Raw genomic sequence first — 22,976 nt, 5'->3', positions numbered from 1 at the left:
TATAAATTCTCTTACTATCGTGAAAAGAGTGATCTACTTGCTATGTTTTTTAGCCTTTTGTTATGGATGTAAATCGCAACAACCTATATCGGTGGCAAACGATAAGCTCTGCAAGATAGAATATTCCAAGTATGGAGGAATGTTAGGATTTAAAGAGACTCTTACACTGACTCAAGATAGTATCCTGTATACCTCTCTTATAGGGCGCACTCATAAAAGAGAAGAAGGATTTGAAAAAACACCTGCAGCTATATGGGAGAAATTAGATTCATCAGCAGATATTTTGCAGTTGGATTCCCTGAAAAGTGGAGAAAGCCGTTTACCTCATGATGGGAAAGATACAAAATACATTATTTCTTTATGTTCCGGAAAGAAATATTTGTTGATAAATGTTGAGGATTCTAATGCATTTAAAAAAATGAATAGTTTTTTTACCACCATCATAGAAATTAAAAACAACATAAAAAAGACAGAAAAATAATAGTAAAATAATGATTATGAAAATAAATAAAATTGGATTTCTATTTTTGTTTATTATTTTTACAGCATGTAAAAGTTCTTTTTGTTCTAGAGAAAAGAAAATATTATATACGAATCCCGATTCACCTGCAAGAGTTTTAAAAATATCCGATAAAAAAGATTCGCTTCTATTAAGAAAACCATCAAAGGATGTAAGAAAAATAGAAAAGAATAAAGATTTGGAACAATTAGTAAAAAAATTATATCTTACTATGTTGGAGGAAAATGGAGTAGGGATAGCAGCTCCCCAGATAGGCATTAATCGTAATGTATTTTTATTCTATCGTTTAGATAAGGAGGAAAAAACTGTTGAATTAGCGATTAATCCGCGTATCATTTCTTATTCTCCGGAATTTATATGTTTCCAAAAGGACGGTTGCCTATCGGTTCCTGATAAATATGGAGCTTCTCGACGTTATTCATGGATTGAAGTTGAATATATTGACCAAAACAAGAAAAAAGTCACTCATAAATTTTTAGGAGGTAGTCGTACTGAAGATTATACAGGAACCATATTCCAACACGAATATGATCATATTCAAGGAAAGCTTTATATTGATAAACCGTGTAAATCTAATTAGTTTTTTAAGTTTTTACAAAAATGTTTCAAGATACTATATGTGCATTGGCTACCCCGAATGGAATAGGTGCGTTGGGAATTATACGAGTTTCGGGTAAAGATTCTATTTCGATTGTAAATGGGGTATTTAAGGGTAAAAATCTCAATGAAGTGCCTTCACATACCGTCCATTATGGATTTATTGTAGATGAGGATGAAACTATAGATGAGGTGATGGTCTCTATTTTTTTAGCTCCTAAAACTTTTACAGCTGAAAACCTGGTGGAAATATCCTGTCACGGATCTCAATACATAGAACAGCAGCTATTAGCTTTGTTATTAAAAAAAGGCTGTCGTTTAGCTTTTGCCGGAGAATTTACTCAACGGGCTTTTCTCAATGGAAGAATAGACCTGAGCCAGGCTGAAGCAGTGGCAGATTTAATTGCAGCCGAAAATAAAGCGAGCCATGATATGGCTCTATCTCAGATGAGAGGTGGTTTTTCTTCGCTTTTAAAAGAGCTGCGGGTAGAATTGTTGGATTTAGCCTCTCTGTTGGAATTGGAATTGGATTTCTCTGAAGAAGATGTAGAATTTGCGGACCGTTCTCAACTTATACAGTTAATGGATCAAATTTTAGGAGTAATTAATCCTTTGATTGAATCTTTTTCCTATGGAAATGCGCTTAAAAATGGAGTACCGGTAACTATTTTAGGAAAACCAAATGCTGGAAAATCTACCCTGTTAAATGCTTTGTTGCAGGAAGAGCGAGCTATTGTAAGTGAAATTGCTGGAACCACTAGAGATACCATTGAAGAATCCTTGATTATTAATGGAATTCATTTTCGGTTTATAGATACTGCCGGATTGCGGGATACTGAAGACCAAATAGAAGCGATTGGTGTGGCTAAAGCACTGCAAAAGGCAAAGGAAGCTTCTATTATTTTATATTTGGCAGATTTACAGCAATTGGACTGGAAAGAAATAAAATCAGATTTGGATAAATTCCAACGGGATAATGTTCATATACTTATATGTTTGACTAAATTGGATACAATCTGCAGTTTTACTACTTCTGAAATTCCTGAAGATATTTCACAAAATTATACTGTTCTCACTATTTCTGCTAAAGAAAACTCAAATCTTTCAGAACTTAAGGAAAGTATGCATTCTTATATAGAATCTCAAAAAGTTGCTTCACAAACCATTATAAACAATGTGCGCCATCTTAATGCTCTCATCCGTTCCCGCGAATCATTGTTATTATGTGAAGAAGGCCTAAAAACTGGAATTAGCAGCGAGCTGGTTGCAATTGATTTACGCCGTGCTTTAGAAGCCTTGGGAGAAATTGTTGGTCAGGTTTCTAACGACGAGCTTCTCGGAAATATTTTTAGTAAGTTCTGCATCGGTAAATAGACTAAGAAAACAAGGGAAAATAAAGTGCTATAAAAAGAAAATATAAATATAATAAGCTGTCGGCAGTTTCTATGCTCAAGAGGAATTGAGATTGCACCGAATAAACCGTATCAAAACCATTCAAGGTTCTTTGGCTATCGAGGGTAATACCTTGACGACAGATTAAATAACAGCAATTTTAGATGGCAAACCTGTTATCGCGCCGATCAATGAAGTGCAAGAGATACGCAATGCCATCAAAGCCTATGAACTGCTTGATAAATTGAATCCTAACAATATAGATGATCTCCTTAAAGCACATCTTACAATGGAGATAGGCTTGATTAATGATACAGGACATTTTAGATCAGGAGGCGTTGGTGTTGCTTCCGGTGAAGAGATTATTCATTATGCACCACCTGTACATCTTGTACCTCAATTAATGAAAGAACTTTTCGAATGGCTGAATAACACAGAAGAGCATCCTTTTGATAAAGAGCTGTATATTTCTCATTATGAATTTGAATTTATACATCCTTTTTCGGATGGTAACGGGCGGACAGGTAGATTGTGGCAAACTCTCATTCTTTCCTATTGGCGACCTGTGTTCAAGAATTTACCTATTGAAAATATTGTTTATAAATATCAAAAGGAGTATTATAATGCACAATTGCAATTAGCGGAGGAGAAATTGGATGTACGCCATTCATTGAGTTTATTTTAGGTGTGATTGATGAAACATTGGCACTTGAAAGCAGTTCTCCACGCTCAACACGAGACAAAATCTTAGAATAAATACGTAACAATCCTAAGATTACGCGTAACGAACTAGCTTCTATTTTGGGCATACCCCCCGATGGTGTTAAATATCACCTTCAAAAAATGGCAGCAGAAGGTGTTATTATTCATCATGGTACAGCTAGGAATGGTTATTGGGCGATTATTTCATAAGATTAGCTCAGCAAACGCACTATAAGTGTGCAAATAATGTAAATATTTGTTCTATTTGAGTGCAATAATCTTATATTTGTAGAAAATAGATGATTCATGGAAAAGTTATTTGAATATTCCAACAAACTAATAAAAGAGACTGATACAGGTTTCTTACGCTATATGTACGATGAGATCAATTGGCAAAGCCGAATGATTGGTCTTATAGGACCTCGTGGTGTAGGTAAAACGACCTTAGTATTACAATATATCAAACAGAATCTAAACCCGACTGAAACGCTTTATGTGACAGCAGAGGACTTTTATTTTGTAGACAATAGGATTACAGAATTGGTAGATACTTTTGTTAAATACGGAGGTAAATACTTGTTTATAGATGAAATTCATAAATATAAGGATTGGGCTAAGGAACTAAAACTGATTTATGACTATCATAAAGATTTGAAGGTTGTATTTACAGGCTCTTCTGTTTTGGATATAAAGAAAGGAACTTCCGACCTAAGCCGTAGAGCCATTATTTATAATATGCAAGGCTTATCTTTTCGTGAATATCTGAAACTGTTTCACAATATATATGCAAATACATATTCTTTAGAAGAAATATTGCAACACAAAGTTGAGATTGCAGAAATGGACCGCCCTTTACCTCTTTTTGCTGATTATTTGAAAAGAGGATATTATCCGTTTGTTTTGGAAGAGCATTTTGATATACGCTTAGGGCAGATAATTAACCAAACGTTGGAAAATGATATTCCGATGTATGCGAATATGAATGTAGCAACAGGGAGAAAGCTTAAACAATTACTTGCTATCATCTCCAAAAGTACACCATTCAAACCCAATATGAGCAAAATAGCAGAACTGTTATCAGCTAGTAGAAACAACATTTCGGATTATTGCCTGTATATAGAAGAAGCGGGCATGATAGCTCAACTGAGAGATAATACGGGCGGTATTCGAGGATTGGGTAAGGTGGCTAAAATATATTTGGACAATACCAATCTGATATACAGCCTTGCGGAAGACACGTCTAACATCGGAAATATTCGGGAGACATTCTTTTTAAATCAAATGCGAGTGAAACATGATGTGTTTACATCACCTGTTTCTGATTTTATGATTGCTGACAAAACTTTTCAAGTCGGAGGCAAGAACAAAGGACAAAAACAGATTAAAGAGATTGAAAACGGATATATTGTAAAAGATGATATAGAAAACGGATTTTTAAATATTATCCCATTGTGGCAATTGGGGTTAACGTATTGAATTCGTTTTAAACAAATTACAAATATTGAAAACAAAGGAAAGTAAAAGGATATTATACAACAAAAATAACTTTCTGTATCGGAAAATAGACCGGAGCATTAAAAAAAATCCAAGAGAAATAGCCGATAGTAGATACGTTTCTAAATAAGGGTTATAGGAATATTTTACTTTCTGGTTGCTAGTAATTCTATACTTATTCATCCAAAATTTTTATTGATTATTTATTAACTTTTTATCCCAGGGCATATATTTTAGTACGGATTCCAATAATAAATTTGAAACAGAGATATCTATGTCTGATAAAAAGAAACCTGTAAATAATACTACAACAAAAGAATTAGAATAATAGATATACGAAGTTAATTGCGTAAAAACAAAATATTTACCATTATAAAAACAGGAAAAAATACAAAAGAATACACAAGATAATTTAAATTTCCTTTTGAAAGTGGCGAAAGTTTCCACAAAAATAACCTGAGGTTGTTTGATTGTACTGATATATTTAAAAAACAGGTTAAAAAGCATTATTGTATCTTAGGAGGAATAATAGGAGCATTTATTGAAAATTGAGAAAAATAATTTTGCTCAAATGGGATAATGTATATATTTTAGTAAAGGAAAGATTCTACTGTTGATTAAATAAACATAAGTATAAATAAAATATATATTTAAGAAATGGAAGGAGGAAAAATAGTTCGTACCATAGGAGGAGAAAACATAAAAAGGGCAAAAGGCTCTATAACCCTTACAGCCAATGGAGGAGATCTTACTTTTAATGCAAAAAAGGTTACTATGGTAGGTAAGGATGGAGGAGTAAAATACCTAAATAATTATAAGCCGCCTGAATCTCTACGGGTAATTAAGTTAGAAGGTCCATTTAATGAAGAAGGAGAAAAGGTTTCAGTAGTAGAGAAAGGGAAATCCTATAAATTTAAGATTACCCGGTTTAATAGGGAAGTGAAAACACCGATAGAGTTGAGAAAGACTAAATGGTCAATACAGCATAATGAAGAAAAACCTATGCCTGTAGCTCAGGTGATGGGAAAACAAGAAGTAACTTTGGATATTTCAGAGACGGAATTATCAGATAAAATTACGGTTTATGCTTATATTGAAAATATAGAAGAAGAAGGAAAATCAGAGGCAAATTTAAAATTAAAAGTAGGTGGAATTCATACGAGATTTTATGATGAACAAGGACAACAAGTATATGAGATACCCCAGAAGTTACATAAAGCCTTTAATGAAGAATACGGCATAAAAATAGGGTATGATAAGGAAAATGAGATGTTATATTACGAAGGAGATTGCGAACCGGCCTATGAGAAAGTATCGCCTACAGCCATAGAACATTGGAAAAGAGAGTTAGACCCGGCACAGACTTCTAAAGGGAAATTGCTTTTTGGATATAATTTTGGGTATAAGATTACCAGTAATTATTCTGAATGGAAAGAACCTATTCCTAATAATGCTAATGAAGTTTTTCCGGTTTTCCTAGGGGATTGTCCAAAAATGAAGGGAAAGCATTCAATAGCCTTTGTTGATTTAGGTGATTATGATGATGATTTACAACCTTTAGGGGTTAAATATCAACTAAGGCAGCGTGATAGTTCTTATGATATTTATAGCATAGAAAAACCTCAATTTTCTAATCGTTATATGGGATTAGCCAGAGGGTTGGAACATGAATTTATTGGACATGTTATTTTAGGTTATTTTGATCATCCTCCTATACATAAAGTTGGAGCTACAGAAATAGAAGAATTGTTGGGAAATGTTATACGAAAGGAGATAGGGATTGCTGAAAGGAAAGAATCCAAAATTGCAAGTACATATAATAAGGATAAAAATATAGAAGAAAAAGTAATGATAACAGTATTTGGCTTTCATGAAAGATGTAGTGAAGAAAATGAAGATTCTTATAGATGGCCAGGAGCACCTGAACCGGCATCAAAATGTCCTGATGTAGAAGGTGAAACTGTAATAAGTTTAGAAAATGTGTTAAAAATATCCAATGTAAATTATAATATTACAATAAAATGCAAGTACAATGAAAATATATTTGATTTTATTTAGTTTGTTACTACTGAATATTTCTGTTTTAAAAGGACAAAATTGTTATAACAAATGTTTAAACAGAAAATTAATAGATTCAACTAAAATAGAAGTTTATAAATCTATACTTTTATCAAAAGAGATAAAAAGAAAGAATGAATTTTATCTGATAAATATTGAGACTCTTGACCTTGATATTGATTTGAATAAAATTTTTGCTATGGATGTTGTATTTTTTTATGATAAAATTAAAGAACAGAGTGATACTATTTCGATTAAAAAATTAACAAAAGAGCTTCCTTATTATTATAAAATATATGGAGAATTAGAAGAAGGAAAATATATTGAATACGATAGGCGAAGAGAAATGCTTCAGCAATCATTTTTCGAATATTATGATTGGAAAATTACTGATTATACCTATGTTCAAATATATAAGCCATTAACCAATTGGATTAATCTTTATTTTTACTTATCTAATGTTACTGAAGGAGAGCCTTATGAAATTATTCCTATTTTATATACTCGCATAAAAAATAATGAAGAAATAAATAAAAAATATATGCTTTATAGAGTAACTTTCTCAAAAGAAGGAAAGATTGAATCTGTAAAAGTGGTAAATTAAATACAATGGAAAAGATAAAACTTTTGACTTTGCTTAGTCTTGTTTTTGTCTGTTTCTTAAAAGGGCAGATAATAGAAAGAAAGGAGAAAGGAAGAATTAACCCAATTGATTATTTAAAAACAGAGGTGTATAAATCTATAATACTTTCTGAAGAATTTAAGAGCAATAAGAAATGCCATATAGTGGGAATTAATACTACTTCATTAAAAATGGATTATTCAATAGGTAGCCCACTAGGTGATTATTTTTATAATGTTCAAGTAGTTAAAGATAGTATTTCTGTAAAAAAATTAAGAGAAGAATTATCTGAAAAATATTGGGTGTTTGAGGATTCAAAAAAATTTTTAGGTGTTGAATATGATATGAGCTACATTTCTTCACTTGAGAGATCGGATAGTTTATATGCTCCTAAATATTTGGCATATGATTATGATGTCTGTAATAATAGTATAGATGTTATAAAAATTTACGATCCTTTGGATAAATGGATGAAATTTTATGTTAATTATTATAGTAATCATCCTATTAAGATTAGTAAGGAATTTCAAAATTATGAAGTAGTTATTCCTGTAAAGTATGAGTTATTATCAAAAGGACATATGTTTCTTGAGAAAGAAAAGTATTATTTATTTAAAATTAAGATTGGTTATAACGATAAAGGTAAATTAGAAGTAATTAAAGAAATAATAAATGGTATAAAAGAAGAAAGAGATATTATATAAGATTAGGTCCTGATTATTTCACTTTAAGTTGATTTTAAGTTTGAATAATAGGCAATAAAAAAACTAAAGTTAAATTTTCTAAACACTATAATTTCGTTTAGTTAGCTCACTTTAATTTTAGACATTAAAATCTTTTTTGGGGTAAAGAAATATTTACTTTTTATGGAAGTTTAATGTATTTGGAACAAAGAACACTTAGGATGAAAGGTTGCTTTACTTTTTGCATCGGAAAATAGACCGGAGCATTAAAAAAATTCAAGAGAAATAGTCGATAAGTAGATATCTTTCTAAATAAGTGTTATACGAATATTTTACTTTCTGATTGTTTGCAACCTTATACTTATTAGCATAAGATTTTTATTTATTGATTTGAAATTTAAGATATCAAAAATAAATAAAACTTATTTAAAAAAGGATAAATATACCGTTCATTAAAAAAGCAGCAAAAAATAATTTTACGATCTTTAATAATAATCATAATTTTATGATTGTTATAAATAATGTGTTTTTTTTAAATCATCTAAATTGTTGTAACTTCTTTTATATACAAATATTTAATTTGTAGGAAAAAGAGCTGTTTTTAACATGTAAATCATTTAAAAGTTTGAAATTGAAAGATGGGTCGGGAAAACCCAAACATTCATTATTTAATAAACGAATATTACTAAAAGAGATAGGTGAACCTAAAAAGCTATATTTAAAATTATAAATATAAAATTGAATATATGGAAATACAATTTATACATTATCCAGCCTGTAGTACCTGTAAAAAAGCACAAAAATGGTTAAAAGAAAACCACGTGAAATTTAGTGAAAGAAATATAACTACAGAAAATCCAACCGTGGAGGAGTTAGAACAATGGATTCAAAAAACAGGATTGCCGTTAAATAAATTTTTTAATACTTCTGGAAGGCTTTACAAAGAATTACATTTTAAGGATAAATTAAAAACCTTAGAATTAAAGGAAATAATTTCACTTTTGGCTAGTAACGGTATGTTAATAAAACGTCCCTTGCTTATTACTGATAATTTTATTTTAGTAGGATTTAAAGAAGAAGAATGGAAACAAAATTTAATTAGCTGAAATTTTTATGCTCTGTAATCCTTTATGGATATATGTTTGATGTTTATAGAAATATTATGCTGTATTTATGGCTTAATTATTGATTTCTATATCAAAAAGAACATGAAAAAAAATCTATTAGTTTTATTTGTTATAATTTTATTTAAAATTGTTTCTGCTCAGGCAATAATTAAGAAATGTAATAATTTTACCGTTTTACGCGTTTTCGACAAAATACCGGTAACATTAATATCCTCTACAGAAGAAAAAGTTGAGGTGGACGGGATAAAAAAAGAAAGAGTAAGAATATTTAATAAAGGCGGAGAATTAATCATTGAAATGGATCAAGTACAACCATTGAATGATGGTGATGTAAATGTAAAAGTATATTATAAAAAGTTAAAGAATATACACGCTTATGAAGGGGCATCCATTATTGGTAGTGATAAGCTAGAATCGAATTTATTAAATATCGGGGCAACCGAAGGTGCCAAGGTTACACTACTTGTTGGAGTTAACAAAATACATGCCAAATTAGATAAAGGAGGAGAAATAAAAGTTTCAGGTTCGGCTAGCAATCAGAGAATACATATAAATTCTGATGGAACTTATGATGCAAAAAGAGTTGGTTCTAATAAGGTTAATGTAAAAGTCTTCTCAGGGGGAACGGCTACCATAAATGCAAACGGTTCGGTCGCAGCTAAAATAATAGATGGAGGAAATATTAATGTATACGGAGGTGCGGTGATAATAAAAAAGGCAATAGAAGGAGGGTATCTAAGTGTCTATTAATGAACGTATATTATAAAATCAAATAGCTCTATAAAAAAAACTTATAGTTGTTAATTGTGAGAAAAAAAAAATTAAACTAAAATTGTATCCTTTTACACAAGAATTTAAATATTAGTTTAATTAGTTTAGTTTAAATTGTAGCAAAAGAATTTTTTTTGCTGCAATTTTTTTTAATGAAGAATCAAAATTTTAGTGATTTTCTAATTCTTTGTAAAGTTTCAGATGCAATTACCCTTGTTTTATCTGCACCTTCTTTCAGAATATTTTCCAATACATCCAAATGATTCATATAGTAATTATATTTTTCTCTGGCATCTTTAAATTCACGTAAAATAACATTTAGCAGTTCTTTTTTTGCGTGTCCGTAACCATATCCTCCGGCTAAATAATTTTGCCTCATAAGTTCAATTTCTTCAGGGGTAGCCACCAATTTATAAATGGAAAAAGCATTACAGGTATCCGGATTTTTAGGGTCTTCTAATGGAGTAGAATCGGTTACAATGGACATAATTTGCTTTTTCAGCTCTTTTTCAGGAGCAAAAATTTGTAAGGTATTACCTCTGGATTTACTCATTTTATTACCATCGGTTCCGGGTACATACATAGTATTTTCCTGAATTTTTGCTTCCGGCAGAACCAAAACATCTCCATGTACCTTATTAAATTTCTGAGCAACATCTCTGGTCATTTCAAGGTGTTGTAATTGGTCCTTTCCTACTGGAACAACATGAGCATCGTAAAGAAGAATATCAGCAGCCATAAGCATAGGATACGTAAATAATCCCGAATTTACATCTTCCAAACGATCAGCTTTATCTTTGAAGCCATGTGCTAAAGCCAAACGACTATAAGGAAAATAACATAACATATACCACATGAGTTCGGTAACCTCAGGGATGTCTGATTGTCTGTAAAAATAAGTTTTAGAGATATCTAATCCACAAGCAAGCCAGGTAGCAGCTATTTCATAAGTGTTTTTTTTAAGGATTTCAGAATCCTTAATTTGTGTCATCGAATGCAGATTGGCAATAAAGAAAAAGGATTCATTATTAGGATCATTACTTAGCTTTATTGCCGGTGCTATAGCTCCCAATATATTTCCTAAATGAGGAGTGCCTGTACTTTGTATCCCTGTTAAAACTCTCATGTGCGTATTTAATAAATGAATGCAAATTTACATTTAAAATAGAAAGAGAAAAATAGAATGTGCATTTATTCTAGCTACGATGATTTGCTTATGTACATTCCCAGCCTAATTACTATTTCATTTTTAATTTATTTCATCCACTCTTTAGGAAAAATACCCGGTTTGAAAAAATAAATAAGTATCAAAAATATAGCTCCTATGGTAATTGAAGAGTCAGCCACATTAAAAATGTAATTAAAAAATTGTATTCTTTCTCCTCCCCAGATGGGAACCCATTGAGGTAAATAAGTATCTATAAGGGGAAAGCGAAACATATCGACAACACAGCCTCCGAAAAGCGGAGCATATCCTTTAAAATTGAGCTTTGATATGCCCGAATATCCGTACCAATCTTTAACCAGATGATTATAAGTAGTACCGCTGTCGAATATCACTCCATAAAAGGTACTGTCAATTAGATTTCCGATTGCGCCTGCAAAAATCAAACCCGCGGGAATAGAAAAATACCATGAGTTTACTTTTTTAGACCATTTATTAATGTAATAAGCCATTAAACCGATTAATGCCAAACGCAATAAACTAAGTCCTATCTTACCGATGAATCCCCCCAATTGTACACCATATGCCATACCTGGGTTTTCTACATAAGTAAAGTAAAACCAATCGAAAACCTTAACTTCCTCATGAAGATGAAAATGTGTTTTTATATAAATTTTTGATGCCTGATCAATTAAAAGGATAAAAAAAGTTATCCATAAGACTTTCTTCATTTTACTTATTGATTGTTTTTAGCCTCAATACTTAAAGTGGCGTGAGGAACAGCTTTCAATCTTTCTTTACCGATCAATTTACCTGAAATTCTGCAAATCCCATACGTCTTGTTTTCTATCCTTACCAAAGCATTTCGTAAATCACGGATAAATTTCTCTTGACGTGCAGCCAAATGTGAATTACTTTCTTTACTCATGGTTTCCGAACCTTCCTCAAAAGCTTTAAAAGTAGGGGAGGTATCATCCGTACCATTGTTCAAATCGTTAACAAAAGCTTCTTTTAACATGGTTAAATCATTTTCCGCTTTTTCTATTTTATCAAGAATAAGTATCTTGAACTCTTCAAGTTCTTCGTCAGAGTACCTAAGTCTGTCTTCAGCCATAATTATAATTTTTTTAGTGCGATTTTAATTTTAATCTCATTAATGTCTAATTCCGTTCCTTCGGTAGTGTCACTTGTAAAAGTTAATTTATGTGTTAATGTTTCAGAGCATATATATTCCATGTTATCGTTAACAGATCTTTCAATTTCATCATTTGCCAGTATCACTAAAGATATTTTGTCAGTAACTTCCAGCCCATGATCTTTTCTCAGATTTTGAATTTTATTTACCAATTCACGGGCAATTCCTTCCGATCTCAATTCAGGAGTGATCGTTATATCCAGAGCAACAGTAAGTTTACCATCGTTAGCAACTAACCATCCCGTAATGTCCTGCGTACGTATTTCAACCTCTTCTAAATTTAGCTCATAGCCTAAAATTTGAATGGATCCGTTTTTTTCAAATTTTTCAATTTGAGAAGAAGATAAATTTTGAAGCTCTTGGCTGACCACTTTCAGATCTTTTCCTAATTTAGGGCCTAACGCTTTAAAGTTAGGCTTTACTGCTTTTATTATAATATCGGAGGCCTCTTCAGGATTTAACAACTGTACCTCTTTGACATTGACTTCTTGTTTTATTATAGGGATGATAGATTCAAGATTTTCTCTGTCTGATGTACTTAAGACAGGAATCATAATTTTTTGTAAAGGTTGACGAACTTTTATATTTTCTTTTTTACGTAAAGAAAATACCATCGTGGTTACCTTTTGAGCTAAATGAGTTCTCTCCAATAGCAGATAATCAATCTCATTTTCCTGTTTAACAGGGAAATTAGCTAAGTGTACAGAGACAAAAGGTTCTTTGCCGGTTACGGCATTCAGATCTTGATATAATCTATCGGAATAGAAAGGAGCGGCCGGCGACATTAATTTAGCAATAGTGTCCAGACATTTATAAAGAGTCTGATAGGCAGATATTTTATCATTGGAATATTCCCCTTTCCAAAAACGTCTTCTTGATAAACGCACATACCAGTTACTTAAATTATCTATAACAAAGGCATTGATAGCTCGTAATGCTTTAGTTGGTTCATAATCGGAATAAAATGAATCTACCTCTTCAATTAAGATATTTAGTTCAGAAAGTATCCATTGATCTAATTCGTTTCTATTTTCAAACGGAATATCTTTTTCTTTATAACAGAACCCATCTACATTTGCATATAGGGCAAAGAAAGAATAAGTGTTATACAAAGTACCGAATATTTTACGACGTACTTCATCTATGCCCTCTAAATCAAATTTCAAATTGTCCCAAGGTTGAGCATTCGAAATCATATACCATCGAGTTGCATCCGGTCCATACATAGCCAAAGTTTCAAAAGGTTCAACGGCATTTCCTTTACTTTTGGACATCTTATTTCCTTTTTTATCCAAAACTAGTCCGTTGGAAACTATATTTTTAAATGTGATACTGTCAAAAATCATAGTTCCTATGGCATGCAAGGTATAGAACCATCCGCGAGTTTGATCGACCCCTTCGCATATAAAGTCAGCAGGATAGTATTTTGAGGTATCAATATATTCTTTATTTTCAAAAGGATAATGCCATTGTGCATAAGGCATGGCTCCTGAATCAAACCATACATCAATCAAATCACTTTCACGCTTCATAGGCTTTCCGCTTTCGGAAACCAAGATAATTTGGTCTACAATGTTTTTATGAAGATCTATTTTATTATAATTTTCTTCAGAATAATCACCCACCACAAAATCTTCAAAAATATTTTTAGACATAAATCCGGCTTTTACAGATTTGTCCATTTCTTCTATCAATTCTTTAAGTGAGCCGATGATAATTTCTTCTTTAGCATCTTCTGTTCTCCAGATTGGTAAAGGAGTACCCCAATATCTTGATCTAGAAAGGTTCCAATCATTTGCATTCTCCAACCAGTTTCCAAATCGTCCTTCTCCTGTGGATTTAGGTTTCCAGTTTATGCTCTGGTTAAGTTCCGTCATCCTTTCACGAACCTGAGTAATTTTTATAAACCAAGAATCAAGTGGATAATATAAGATTGGCTTATCAGTTCTCCAACAATGAGGATAGTTGTGGTTATATTTTTCTACTTTAAAGGCTTTATTTTCCGTTTTTAAAAGTATGGCTAATTCTACATCAGTAGATCTTTCAGGAGCTTCATTCTCATTATAGTACTCAATACGTACATATTTGCCTGCAAAAGGTTGAGGTAAACTCTTGATAAATTTTCCCTGTAAATCCACTAAAGGAACAGGATTTTGATTTTCGTCAAGGACTAACATGGCAGGAACTCCATGTTCCTTAGAGACTTTAGCATCATCTACACCAAAAGTCGCAGCTGTATGAACGATCCCTGTTCCATCTTCGGTAGTAACATGATCTCCGTCAATTACCACAAACGCCTTATCTGCGTCTTCATAAGGTAAGGCCCAAGCAAGTAATTGTTCATATTTAATTCCGACTAAATCTTTTCCCTTATATTCAGAAAGTATTCGATATGGTATTTTTTTATTTTCAGGTTTAAATTCATTAAAATCTGAATCTGATTCTGCAGGTGCAAACTTTCCTGAAAACTGACTTCCCACCAATTCTTTAGCTAAGATTACATGAATCGGCTCAAAAGTATATTGATTAAATGTTTTCACTAATACGTAATCAATGGTGCTTCCCACTGTTAAGGCGGTATTGGAAGGTAATGTCCATGGAGTAGTTGTCCAAGCTAGGAAATAAACATCTCCGTCAATTTCATTAAATAAATTGGTGCTTTCTTTAATGGCCTTGAATTGAGCAACAATAGTGGTATCGGTAATATCCTTATAGGCACCGGGTAAGCTTAGCTCATGGCTAGAAAGACCAGTTCCGGCTTTTGGAGAATAGGGCTGTATTGTATAACCCTTATATAATAACCCTTTATTGTAAATTTGTTTTAAAAGCCACCAAATGCTTTCCATGTATTTGGGGTCGTAGGTGATATAAGGATGATTCAAATCCACCCAATATCCTATTTTTTTGGTTAATTCGTTCCAAGCGCCTGTATAACGCATTACGGCTTCTTTACAAGCCTTGTTGTATTCTTCTACAGTAATTTTTTTGCCAATATCTTCTTTTGTGATACCCAACTCTTTTTCCACTCCTAGTTCTACCGGTAATCCATGAGTATCCCATCCGGCCTTTCTATTGACTTGTTTCCCTTTTAATGTCTGAAATCGACAAAAAATATCTTTAATAGTACGTCCCATTACATGGTGTATTCCAGGCATTCCGTTGGCGGAGGGAGGTCCTTCAAAAAATACATATTTTGGATTGCCTTCACGAGATTTTATGCTTTCTTGAAAAATATTGTTTTTTTCCCAGAAATCTAAAATTTCATCTGCAAATTTATTTAGATTTAATTCTTTATATTCTTTAAATTTATTGCTCATTTTATTTTAAAACAAATCTTAAAAAATTGATTTGCGAATATACGAAAAAAAAGTCTATCCTAAATGGACTTAAATTGTAAGGGAAATCTTATTTATTTTATTACAATCAACTCTTTATAACTGATCAAATAAGTAAAATAATAATGCTAATTTTGTTAAAAATTTATGTCTACTCATTAAAATTTAGCTCATAAATAGGGTATATAAAATAAAATTTTTATAACAAAGGAGAAATAAGCTTAGCAATTGAATTACCCATATCAACAAGTTTATTTCTTTTAATCCATTCCCTATAGGTTACTTCCGTACTATTCCCAATGTCTTCCATAAAAGCGTCATAAAGTTCTTGATTGATGGTCTCACTATAAACTAAGGCACTAATTTCAAAATTTAAATCAAAACTTCGCATATCTAAATTAGCTGATCCTATAACGGATAGGTTAGTGTCTGAAATGATCGTTTTCGCATGGACGAATCCTTTAGTATATCTGTAGATTCTCACACCGGAAGCTAGGAGCTCTTTATAATAAGCGCAAGAAGCAGCGTTGACAATGATGCTGTCAGATTTATAGGGAACTAGTATCCGTACATCTACTCCGCTTAAGGCTGCATATTTTAATGCATTAACGATCGTTTCATTAGGGATGAGATACGGAGTTGTTAAATAAAGTCTTTTCCGGCTTGACATTATAATGCCGTTATAGACCAGCATGATCGTTGCTCTATCACTATCGGGGCCGCTAGCAGCAATCTGCATAAGTTCTGGATTTTTATCTATTGCGAACACCGGAGATGATTTATGAAAATAATCTTTATCAAAAGGATCAACATCATTTCCCGAGCAAAAATTCCAATCAGTTATAAAATTATATTGCAATCCATTTACAGCTTCACCTTCAACCATAAAATGAGTATCGCGCCAATATAATTTACTGTTAGAGGAATTTATATATCGGTCGTCTACATTAATTCCGCCGATAAATCCCACTTTTGAATCAATAATTATTATTTTACGGTGATTACGATAATTCATACGGTTTGCAAATGCATAGAGCTTAATTTTATAAAAAGCAGCGACTTGTACTCCTCCTTCACGTAGTTCCTTAATCATTCTTTTATTAAGAGAATGACTCCCGAAATCATCGTAAATGAATCGCACAGTAACTCCTTCTTTCGCTTTTTCCAGAAGAATTTCTTTGATTTCATTCCCGATATTATCATCGGCAAAAATATAGTATTCAATATGAATGTGTTTTTTTGCTTTTTTTAATTCTTCAAGAACTTTCCTAAATTTATTTTCACCGTTTATAAGGAGTTCAGTCCTATCAGCAATATAAAGGGCAGAAGAACTATCATTTAATAACATTCGAATCGGGTGTATTTTACCTTCTAGAAGTTTATTATATCTTAAGATTCTTTTTTCTGTATGTTCATTTATTTCATTTCTGATTATTTGATAGAAATTTCGATCGTGTGTATATTTCCTTTTATAGAGTTTTTCCAATCTATAATTCATGCCTATGGAAAAATATAAAATAACGCCTATGATAGGAAGTATAACGACTATAAGCAAATAACCGATAGCTTTTGAAGGGTTTACAGTATTTTTTATGATTTTAAAGATCGTATAAATAATAACAATGAAATAAATAATAGCACCTATTATTGATAGAAATTCAAAGTTCAAAGATTTAAACCATTCTATAAATTTATCCATATTATTGCTTGTAACTAAATATTCAATATAAATTTAATAAATGTAAATAAATTATTATTTTGTTGTTTATGGATACAATTTTTATATTTTTAGGTTGTATTTTATCTTTTGTTGTGTGTATGTTTGGTTAATTGTTATTTAAAATAAAAACCTTATCAATATTTAGTATAAATTTTATGAATTAAAAAAAATGATTTTTTTATTGATCTGATAAATTTTAATAGTTAAGATGAATTATTTAAATGAGTAATAATCTTCTTATTTTTACTAATAATATTACTATAAGTTTTATATTTAATGTTAATTGAGAGATGAAAAATATGTAAATAAATTTAACAGTAATTTAATTGGTACGTAAATGTGAATTATGAAATTCTTACAAAGATACATTTACTTCTATATCTTGCTATAATAAAAAAAAGATAAGTAGGGATGAACTCTATATGGAAGCTGTTTCGTCTCCGCTTTCAAGGTAATCCCAATCGCCTCTAACTCGTAATACCTGTTCAATGACATCTCTTACACATCCCTTTCCTCCCTTATAGGGAGAAATATAATCGGCAATGGAAAGAATTTCAGGGCATGAGTCTTTAGGGGCTGCACCAATTCCTACCTTTGACATAACTTCATAATCAGGTAGGTCATCGCCCATGTATAAGATTTCATGAGGTTTCAATCCATATTTATAAAGGAAATCCTCTAGATCATTCCATTTGTATTTTGAATCAAGATATACATCCGTTATTCCTAAATAATTTAAGCGGCTCACTACAGAGGCATCTCTACCGCCTGTAATAACAGCAATTTTATATCCTTTTTTTATGGCAAATTGTAAGGCAAAACCATCTTTAGTATTCATATTTCGTATCATTTCGTTATTGATAAGAAGGATTGATCCGTCGGTCATGACTCCGTCTACATCAAATACAAATGAATTAATATGGTTGAGCTTTTCTTTATAATTTATCATTATAAGTATTTAGAATGGAATTAGTTAGTAATGAATAAAGTTGATATAAATTAGAATCGGATTCTAAAATTGACAAATGCTTTTGAATCACAAGAGAATCATTTCTTTTTGCTGGTCCTGTTTGTGCATCGTAAGGGGAAATATCATCATTGATTTTTTCAACAGTTTCTTTAATCAAGGGTTTTAAAATAGCAAAAGATATATCTTGTTTTCGACAAATTTCATTAGCGATGTAAAACAAATGATTAGTGAAATTGTTTGCCCATATTCCCGTCATATGTATTTGTAATCGTTTATTTGAATCTACAATATACGCCTCGTCTGAAATTCTGTTAGCCAAGTTGAGAAGAGTGTTTTCGTCATTTTTATTTTCTGCTTCAATAAAAAAAGGAATTTTATCATATTCTAACGCTCTTTTTCTTGAAAATGTTTGCAGCGGATAAAAAACCCCTTTTCTATATTTTCCTTTAAGGGCAGATAGAGGTGTTGAGCCTGAGGTGTGTACAACTAAACAATCTTCAAAGGGTACATAGTAGGAAATTTCCGATATGGCCTTGTCGGCAGTACAAATAATATAGATATCCGCTTTAACGATTTCAGAAATTTTATCTGTATAATCTATATTATACTCATTGGCAAAATTTTGTGCTTTATCCAGTGTTCTGTTAAATATCTGGACTACGTTTACCGTATTTTCAAGCAAGGCTCTGGTTAAATGATAGGCAACATTTCCGGCACCTAAAATTACAACATCTATATGCATAGGTTTTTGACATTAATTATTTCTTAATTCAGCATGAAATTGTGTTGAAAAACAATCCAACAATTTCTTTATTACTTTATCAATATCCTGATCTGTAAGAGTTTTATTTTCATCCTGAAGGAAAAAATTCAAGGCATAGGATTTTTTACCTTTCGGTAAATTCTTACCTTCATAAACATCAAATAGATTTACGGATTTAAGTAATTTTTTTTCTGTATTAAAAGCAGCTTCATAAATGTCAAAATAGTTGGTTTCTTTATCCAATAGCAATGCTAAATCTCTTGTAGATCCAGGAAATTTAGGTATTTCGGTTAGTTTATATGGTTTCTTTTTAGAAGCGAAATCCACAAGCTTTTCCCATTCGATTTCCGCGTAAAATACATTTCCTTTTAATCCAAATTCTTTTAAAAGATTAGGATTCACACTTCCCAATTTTCCTAAAGAAATCGAATTAACGAATAATTCAATGCCCTCTTTAAATATTGGAGAAGATAATAACGGTTTTTCGTCAAGCTGTAGATTAAATCCTTTTATTAGCTGAGATATTACCCCTTTGAGATGAAAGAAGGAAGAGGAAGTATTTGGGATAATCCAATTGCTTTCTTGATAATTCCCATATAAGGCTATCGAAAGTTTTTTAATTTCTATGTAAGTCTCATCAGAAGTTTTATAATAGCTTTTTCCAAATTCATAAAATTTGATTTCTTTTTGATTACGGTTATTATTAAATGAAATACTTTGTAAAGCTCCATAAACCAAAGATTGCCTCATCACACATAAATCTGCGCTTAGTGGATTAATCAGTTCAACAAAATTGGTATCAGTACTTCTACGAGTAGTTAATGAATTATTTATAATCTCATTAAAGCCATTATATTTAAGTTGAGTTGCGATAGTATTTTCAAGAAATTCTTCATCGAATGCATTTTTCTTTTCATACGCGAATGAAAATTTTTCTGGAATATCTATTTGATTATATCCGTAAATTCTTGCAATTTCTTCAATAACATCTATTTCTCTTGTAACATCAACACGGTACGCTGGAACTAGAAGGTCTAGCACCTCATTGGTGTCGCTAATAATAGTAAATTCTAAGGATTTTAAGATTTCTTTTATCTGCTCTCGATGAATTTTCTTTCCTAAAATACAATCAATCTTGCGATATCTTACAACAGTATTTACATCCTTAATAGGAGTAGGATATTCATCTATGATCTCTCCGACGATTGTTGCATTGGCAAGTTCTTTAAAAAGTTCACATGCCTTTTTCAACGCAAGAATCGTATAATTTGGATCTACGCCTCTCTCAAAACGAAAAGATGAATCTGTGTTCAATCCTTCTTTTTTAGAAGTTTTCCTAATTGAGACAGGATCGAAATAGGCAGCTTCTAAGAAAATATTTTTCGTTTCTTGATTAACTCCTGAATTAAGTCCTCCGTATACACCTGCTAGGCATAAAGGAGTATCTTGTGCGTCTTTAATAACTAATTCCGAACCTGACAGAATTCTTTCCACCTTGTCTAATGTGATAAATTTAGTTCCATCAGGTACAGTTCCTACTTTTATTTTTTGACCATTTATTTTATCTGCATCAAAAGCATGAAGCGGTAGTCCATAGGAATGTAAAATATAATTAGTAATATCTACAGCATTATTTATCGGGGATAAACCGATAACTTTTAATTGATTTTGAAGCCAGTCAGGAGAAGGTTTAATTTCAATATTTTTTAAATATATACCGGAATATCTAGGGCAAAGTTGTGGATTTTCTATCTCTACGGTAATCGGATTTCCTTTGGTTTCATCCAATTTGAAATTTTCAACGGAGATCGTTTGTAATTCAGCCTTTATTTTTCGGCTCTTTAAAGCTGCGTATAAATCGCGTGCAACTCCATAATGAGACATCGCATCTGTACGATTAGGAGTTAATCCTATTTCCAGACAGTAGTCTTTAGAGATCTTGTATACTTCGCTAAGCGGAGTACCTACTTCTAAGTCATTATTTAATACAAGAATTCCTTCATGACTTTTACCTAAGCCTAATTCATCTTCAGCACAGATCATTCCAAAAGATTCTTCTCCTCGTATTTTACTTTTTTTAATCTTAAATTCGCTACCGTCTTCAGTATATAATAGAGTACCCAAAGTTGCTACAGGAACTTTTTGTCCTTTTTCAACATTAGGTGCACCACATACAATTTGTACGATTTCTTTACCTATATTTATTTTGGTTAATTTTAGCTTGTCAGCATTCGGATGTTTTTCACATTCAATAACTTCTCCTACCACAACACCCTTAAGGCTACCTTTTACTGATTCAATTACTTCTACATCTTCCACTTCCAAACCTGTATCGGTAAGTACAGATGCTAATTTTTCAACAGGTATTTCAGTCTTTATATAATTTTGTAACCAGTTATAAGAAATTTTCATTGATTCTATCTATTTATATCAAAAAAATCTTATGTAAATAAATAATTTACATAAGAAGAAAAAAGTGGTTTATATTTTAAATTTATTTTAGCTATTAAGCATCACAGGCATTACCAACATCAGTATATCTTCATTTTCATCGAGTCCGTTAGCCGGTTTTATAATTCCAGCACGATTGGGAGTTGACATTTCAAGAGTAATGTCTTCGGATGAAATGTTATTTAACATTTCATTTAAGAATTTAGAATTAAATCCTATTTTTAATTCTTCACCATTATAATCACAAGGAAGGCTCATATCAGCTTTATTTGAAAAGTCAATATCCTCAGCACTTAATTTAAGTAAATTTCCGTTTAATGCTAAGCGTACCTGCGAAGTTGATTTATTAGAGAACAAGGAGGCTCTTTTTAAAGAGCTTAAGAATAATTGTCTATTTATAGTCAATACATTAGGATTTTCTTTTGGTATTACCGCATCATAATTGGGGTATTTACCATCTATCAATCTACATACCCACTGGGTTTCATTATGGGTAAATCGTGCATTGGTCTCATTAAATTCAATAATCACATCATCATCATAGGCAATCAAAGCATTTTTTAATAAGGTCAGCGGTTTCTTCGGCATGATGAATTCAACTTCTTCATTGGCGGAAACATCTTTTCTAGTATATTTTACCAAACGATGTGCGTCTGTTGCAACAAATCGACATTCGGAATCGGTAAATTGAAAAAGTACGCCGGTCATTACAGGACGCATGGCATCATTTCCGGTTGAAAAAATAGTATTAGCTACAGCTTCTCCTAACACAGATGCTTTCATAGTTATGGATTTATCTGTGTCTAATTCAGGCAATACAGGGTATTGATCTACATCATCCAGTGCTATGAAGTAGTTATCTTTTTCATCCACAATTTCCAATTGATTTCCTTCCTGGGAAAAGGAAAGTGGTTGTTCGGAAAACGTTTTTACTGTATCGGTAAGTAGCTTTGAAGGAACTGCAATTTTGCCTTTATCTGTGCTTTGAACCTGGATGCTGGTTTTCATAGTAGTTTCACCATCAGATCCATAAATGGTTAGTTTATCAGAATCTAGGTCGAATAAAAAATTTTCTAATACAGGTAAAGATGAATTTCCTCCGGTAACTCCACTTATTAATTGTAATGCCTTTAATAATTCTCCGCTTGAAACTATGAATTTCATATATGAATTTTTTCTTAATATTTACAAAATTAGTTTTTTTAGTTCTAAATCAAACTCTTTTTTTTTATTTTTTATTGAAAAAATTTGAGTATCTATTTTGATAAATGTATAAATAAAAAATTCTTTATGATGTATTTCATTCTTTTGTCTAAAAAAAAATCTTATTATTATGATAAAAAGATAATTTCTATTTTCAAAATATTTTTCAATTAAACAGTTGATAATTTTGTTTTTGAGGTTTTTAATT

At 31.4% G+C, this 22,976-nt stretch carries 20 protein-coding genes; 11 read left to right on the top strand and 9 right to left on the bottom strand.

The genetic code is table 11. The features are described from left to right. The first annotated feature begins 19 nt into the window (after positions 1 to 19). The 11 genes from Q0T35_RS09385 to Q0T35_RS09335 all read left to right on the top strand — a co-directional run bounded on the left by Q0T35_RS09385 (position 20) and on the right by Q0T35_RS09335 (position 9,945). A complete protein-coding gene (locus Q0T35_RS09385; protein ID WP_293918980.1) occupies positions 20 to 481 on the top strand; it encodes a hypothetical protein in 462 nt (153 codons plus the stop codon). Positions 482 to 497: 16 nt separating this feature from the next. Next, the gene (gene def, locus Q0T35_RS09380; RefSeq protein WP_295842759.1) at positions 498 to 1,100 is read left to right on the top strand and encodes a peptide deformylase; all 603 of its coding nucleotides are present in this window, start codon (positions 498 to 500) and stop codon (positions 1,098 to 1,100) included. A 20-nt stretch (positions 1,101 to 1,120) separates the two neighbouring features. Beyond that, on the top strand, positions 1,121 to 2,491 hold the full coding sequence (gene mnmE / locus Q0T35_RS09375; protein ID WP_295842758.1) for a tRNA uridine-5-carboxymethylaminomethyl(34) synthesis GTPase MnmE: 1,371 nt from the start codon (positions 1,121 to 1,123) through the stop codon (positions 2,489 to 2,491). Positions 2,492 to 2,705: 214 nt separating this feature from the next. Next, positions 2,706 to 3,194 (top strand): Fic family protein, encoded by a 489-nt coding sequence (locus Q0T35_RS09370; protein ID WP_295842757.1) that lies wholly within the window; start codon positions 2,706 to 2,708, stop codon positions 3,192 to 3,194. A gap of 71 nt (positions 3,195 to 3,265) precedes the next feature. Continuing rightward, positions 3,266 to 3,421, top strand: a complete 156-nt coding sequence (locus tag Q0T35_RS09365; protein WP_295842778.1) for a winged helix-turn-helix domain-containing protein — start codon at positions 3,266 to 3,268, stop codon at positions 3,419 to 3,421. A gap of 96 nt (positions 3,422 to 3,517) precedes the next feature. Further along, on the top strand, positions 3,518 to 4,687 hold the full coding sequence (locus Q0T35_RS09360; RefSeq protein WP_295842755.1) for an AAA family ATPase: 1,170 nt from the start codon (positions 3,518 to 3,520) through the stop codon (positions 4,685 to 4,687). A 675-nt stretch (positions 4,688 to 5,362) separates the two neighbouring features. Beyond that, complete coding sequence (locus Q0T35_RS09355; RefSeq protein WP_295842754.1) at positions 5,363 to 6,763, top strand: hypothetical protein; 1,401 nt, start codon at positions 5,363 to 5,365, stop codon at positions 6,761 to 6,763. Further along, the gene (locus Q0T35_RS09350; protein WP_295842752.1) at positions 6,738 to 7,367 is read left to right on the top strand and encodes a hypothetical protein; all 630 of its coding nucleotides are present in this window, start codon (positions 6,738 to 6,740) and stop codon (positions 7,365 to 7,367) included. The genes Q0T35_RS09355 and Q0T35_RS09350 overlap by 26 nt, the downstream gene beginning before the upstream one ends. Positions 7,368 to 7,372: 5 nt before the next feature. Continuing rightward, a complete protein-coding gene (locus Q0T35_RS09345) occupies positions 7,373 to 8,089 on the top strand; it encodes a hypothetical protein (RefSeq protein WP_295842750.1) in 717 nt (238 codons plus the stop codon). 725 nt (positions 8,090 to 8,814) lie between these two features. Beyond that, positions 8,815 to 9,174: an arsenate reductase family protein gene (locus Q0T35_RS09340; protein ID WP_295842748.1), complete on the top strand. Its 360-nt coding sequence runs from the start codon at positions 8,815 to 8,817 to the stop codon at positions 9,172 to 9,174. Positions 9,175 to 9,276: 102 nt separating this feature from the next. Then, positions 9,277 to 9,945, top strand: a complete 669-nt coding sequence (locus tag Q0T35_RS09335; protein WP_293916985.1) for a head GIN domain-containing protein — start codon at positions 9,277 to 9,279, stop codon at positions 9,943 to 9,945. 181 nt (positions 9,946 to 10,126) lie between these two features. On the opposite strand, the gene trpS is transcribed toward Q0T35_RS09335, so the two are convergent. The 9 genes from trpS to dnaN form a co-directional block, all read right to left on the bottom strand. After that, the gene (gene trpS / locus Q0T35_RS09330; RefSeq protein WP_293916983.1) at positions 10,127 to 11,092 is read right to left on the bottom strand and encodes a tryptophan--tRNA ligase; all 966 of its coding nucleotides are present in this window, start codon (positions 11,090 to 11,092) and stop codon (positions 10,127 to 10,129) included. Between the two features lie 128 nt (positions 11,093 to 11,220). Then, a complete protein-coding gene (locus tag Q0T35_RS09325) occupies positions 11,221 to 11,862 on the bottom strand; it encodes a lipoprotein signal peptidase (RefSeq protein ID WP_293916982.1) in 642 nt (213 codons plus the stop codon). 5 nt (positions 11,863 to 11,867) lie between these two features. Further along, positions 11,868 to 12,245, bottom strand: coding sequence for a TraR/DksA C4-type zinc finger protein (locus Q0T35_RS09320; protein ID WP_293916980.1), 378 nt, complete (start codon positions 12,243 to 12,245; stop codon positions 11,868 to 11,870). A gap of 2 nt (positions 12,246 to 12,247) precedes the next feature. After that, positions 12,248 to 15,643 (bottom strand): isoleucine--tRNA ligase, encoded by a 3,396-nt coding sequence (gene ileS, locus Q0T35_RS09315; protein WP_295842746.1) that lies wholly within the window; start codon positions 15,641 to 15,643, stop codon positions 12,248 to 12,250. A gap of 217 nt (positions 15,644 to 15,860) precedes the next feature. Then, a complete protein-coding gene (gene cls / locus Q0T35_RS09310) occupies positions 15,861 to 17,360 on the bottom strand; it encodes a cardiolipin synthase (RefSeq protein WP_295812924.1) in 1,500 nt (499 codons plus the stop codon). A 439-nt stretch (positions 17,361 to 17,799) separates the two neighbouring features. After that, positions 17,800 to 18,327 (bottom strand): HAD family hydrolase, encoded by a 528-nt coding sequence (locus tag Q0T35_RS09305; RefSeq protein ID WP_295842776.1) that lies wholly within the window; start codon positions 18,325 to 18,327, stop codon positions 17,800 to 17,802. Next, complete coding sequence (locus tag Q0T35_RS09300) at positions 18,317 to 19,093, bottom strand: Rossmann-like and DUF2520 domain-containing protein (RefSeq protein WP_295842743.1); 777 nt, start codon at positions 19,091 to 19,093, stop codon at positions 18,317 to 18,319. The genes Q0T35_RS09305 and Q0T35_RS09300 overlap by 11 nt, the downstream gene beginning before the upstream one ends. A gap of 12 nt (positions 19,094 to 19,105) precedes the next feature. Further along, a complete protein-coding gene (gene pheT, locus Q0T35_RS09295) occupies positions 19,106 to 21,526 on the bottom strand; it encodes a phenylalanine--tRNA ligase subunit beta (RefSeq protein WP_295812929.1) in 2,421 nt (806 codons plus the stop codon). Positions 21,527 to 21,613: 87 nt separating this feature from the next. Then, positions 21,614 to 22,729 carry a DNA polymerase III subunit beta gene (gene dnaN / locus Q0T35_RS09290; protein WP_293916973.1) on the bottom strand — a complete coding sequence of 372 codons (1,116 nt, stop codon included), beginning with the start codon at positions 22,727 to 22,729 and terminating at the stop codon, positions 21,614 to 21,616. Between the last annotated feature and the right edge of the window lie 247 nt (positions 22,730 to 22,976).

Source organism: uncultured Apibacter sp. (assembly GCF_946479295.1).
GTDB lineage: Bacteria > Bacteroidota > Bacteroidia > Flavobacteriales > Weeksellaceae > Apibacter.
This window is presented reverse-complemented; position numbering and strand designations above follow the sequence as displayed.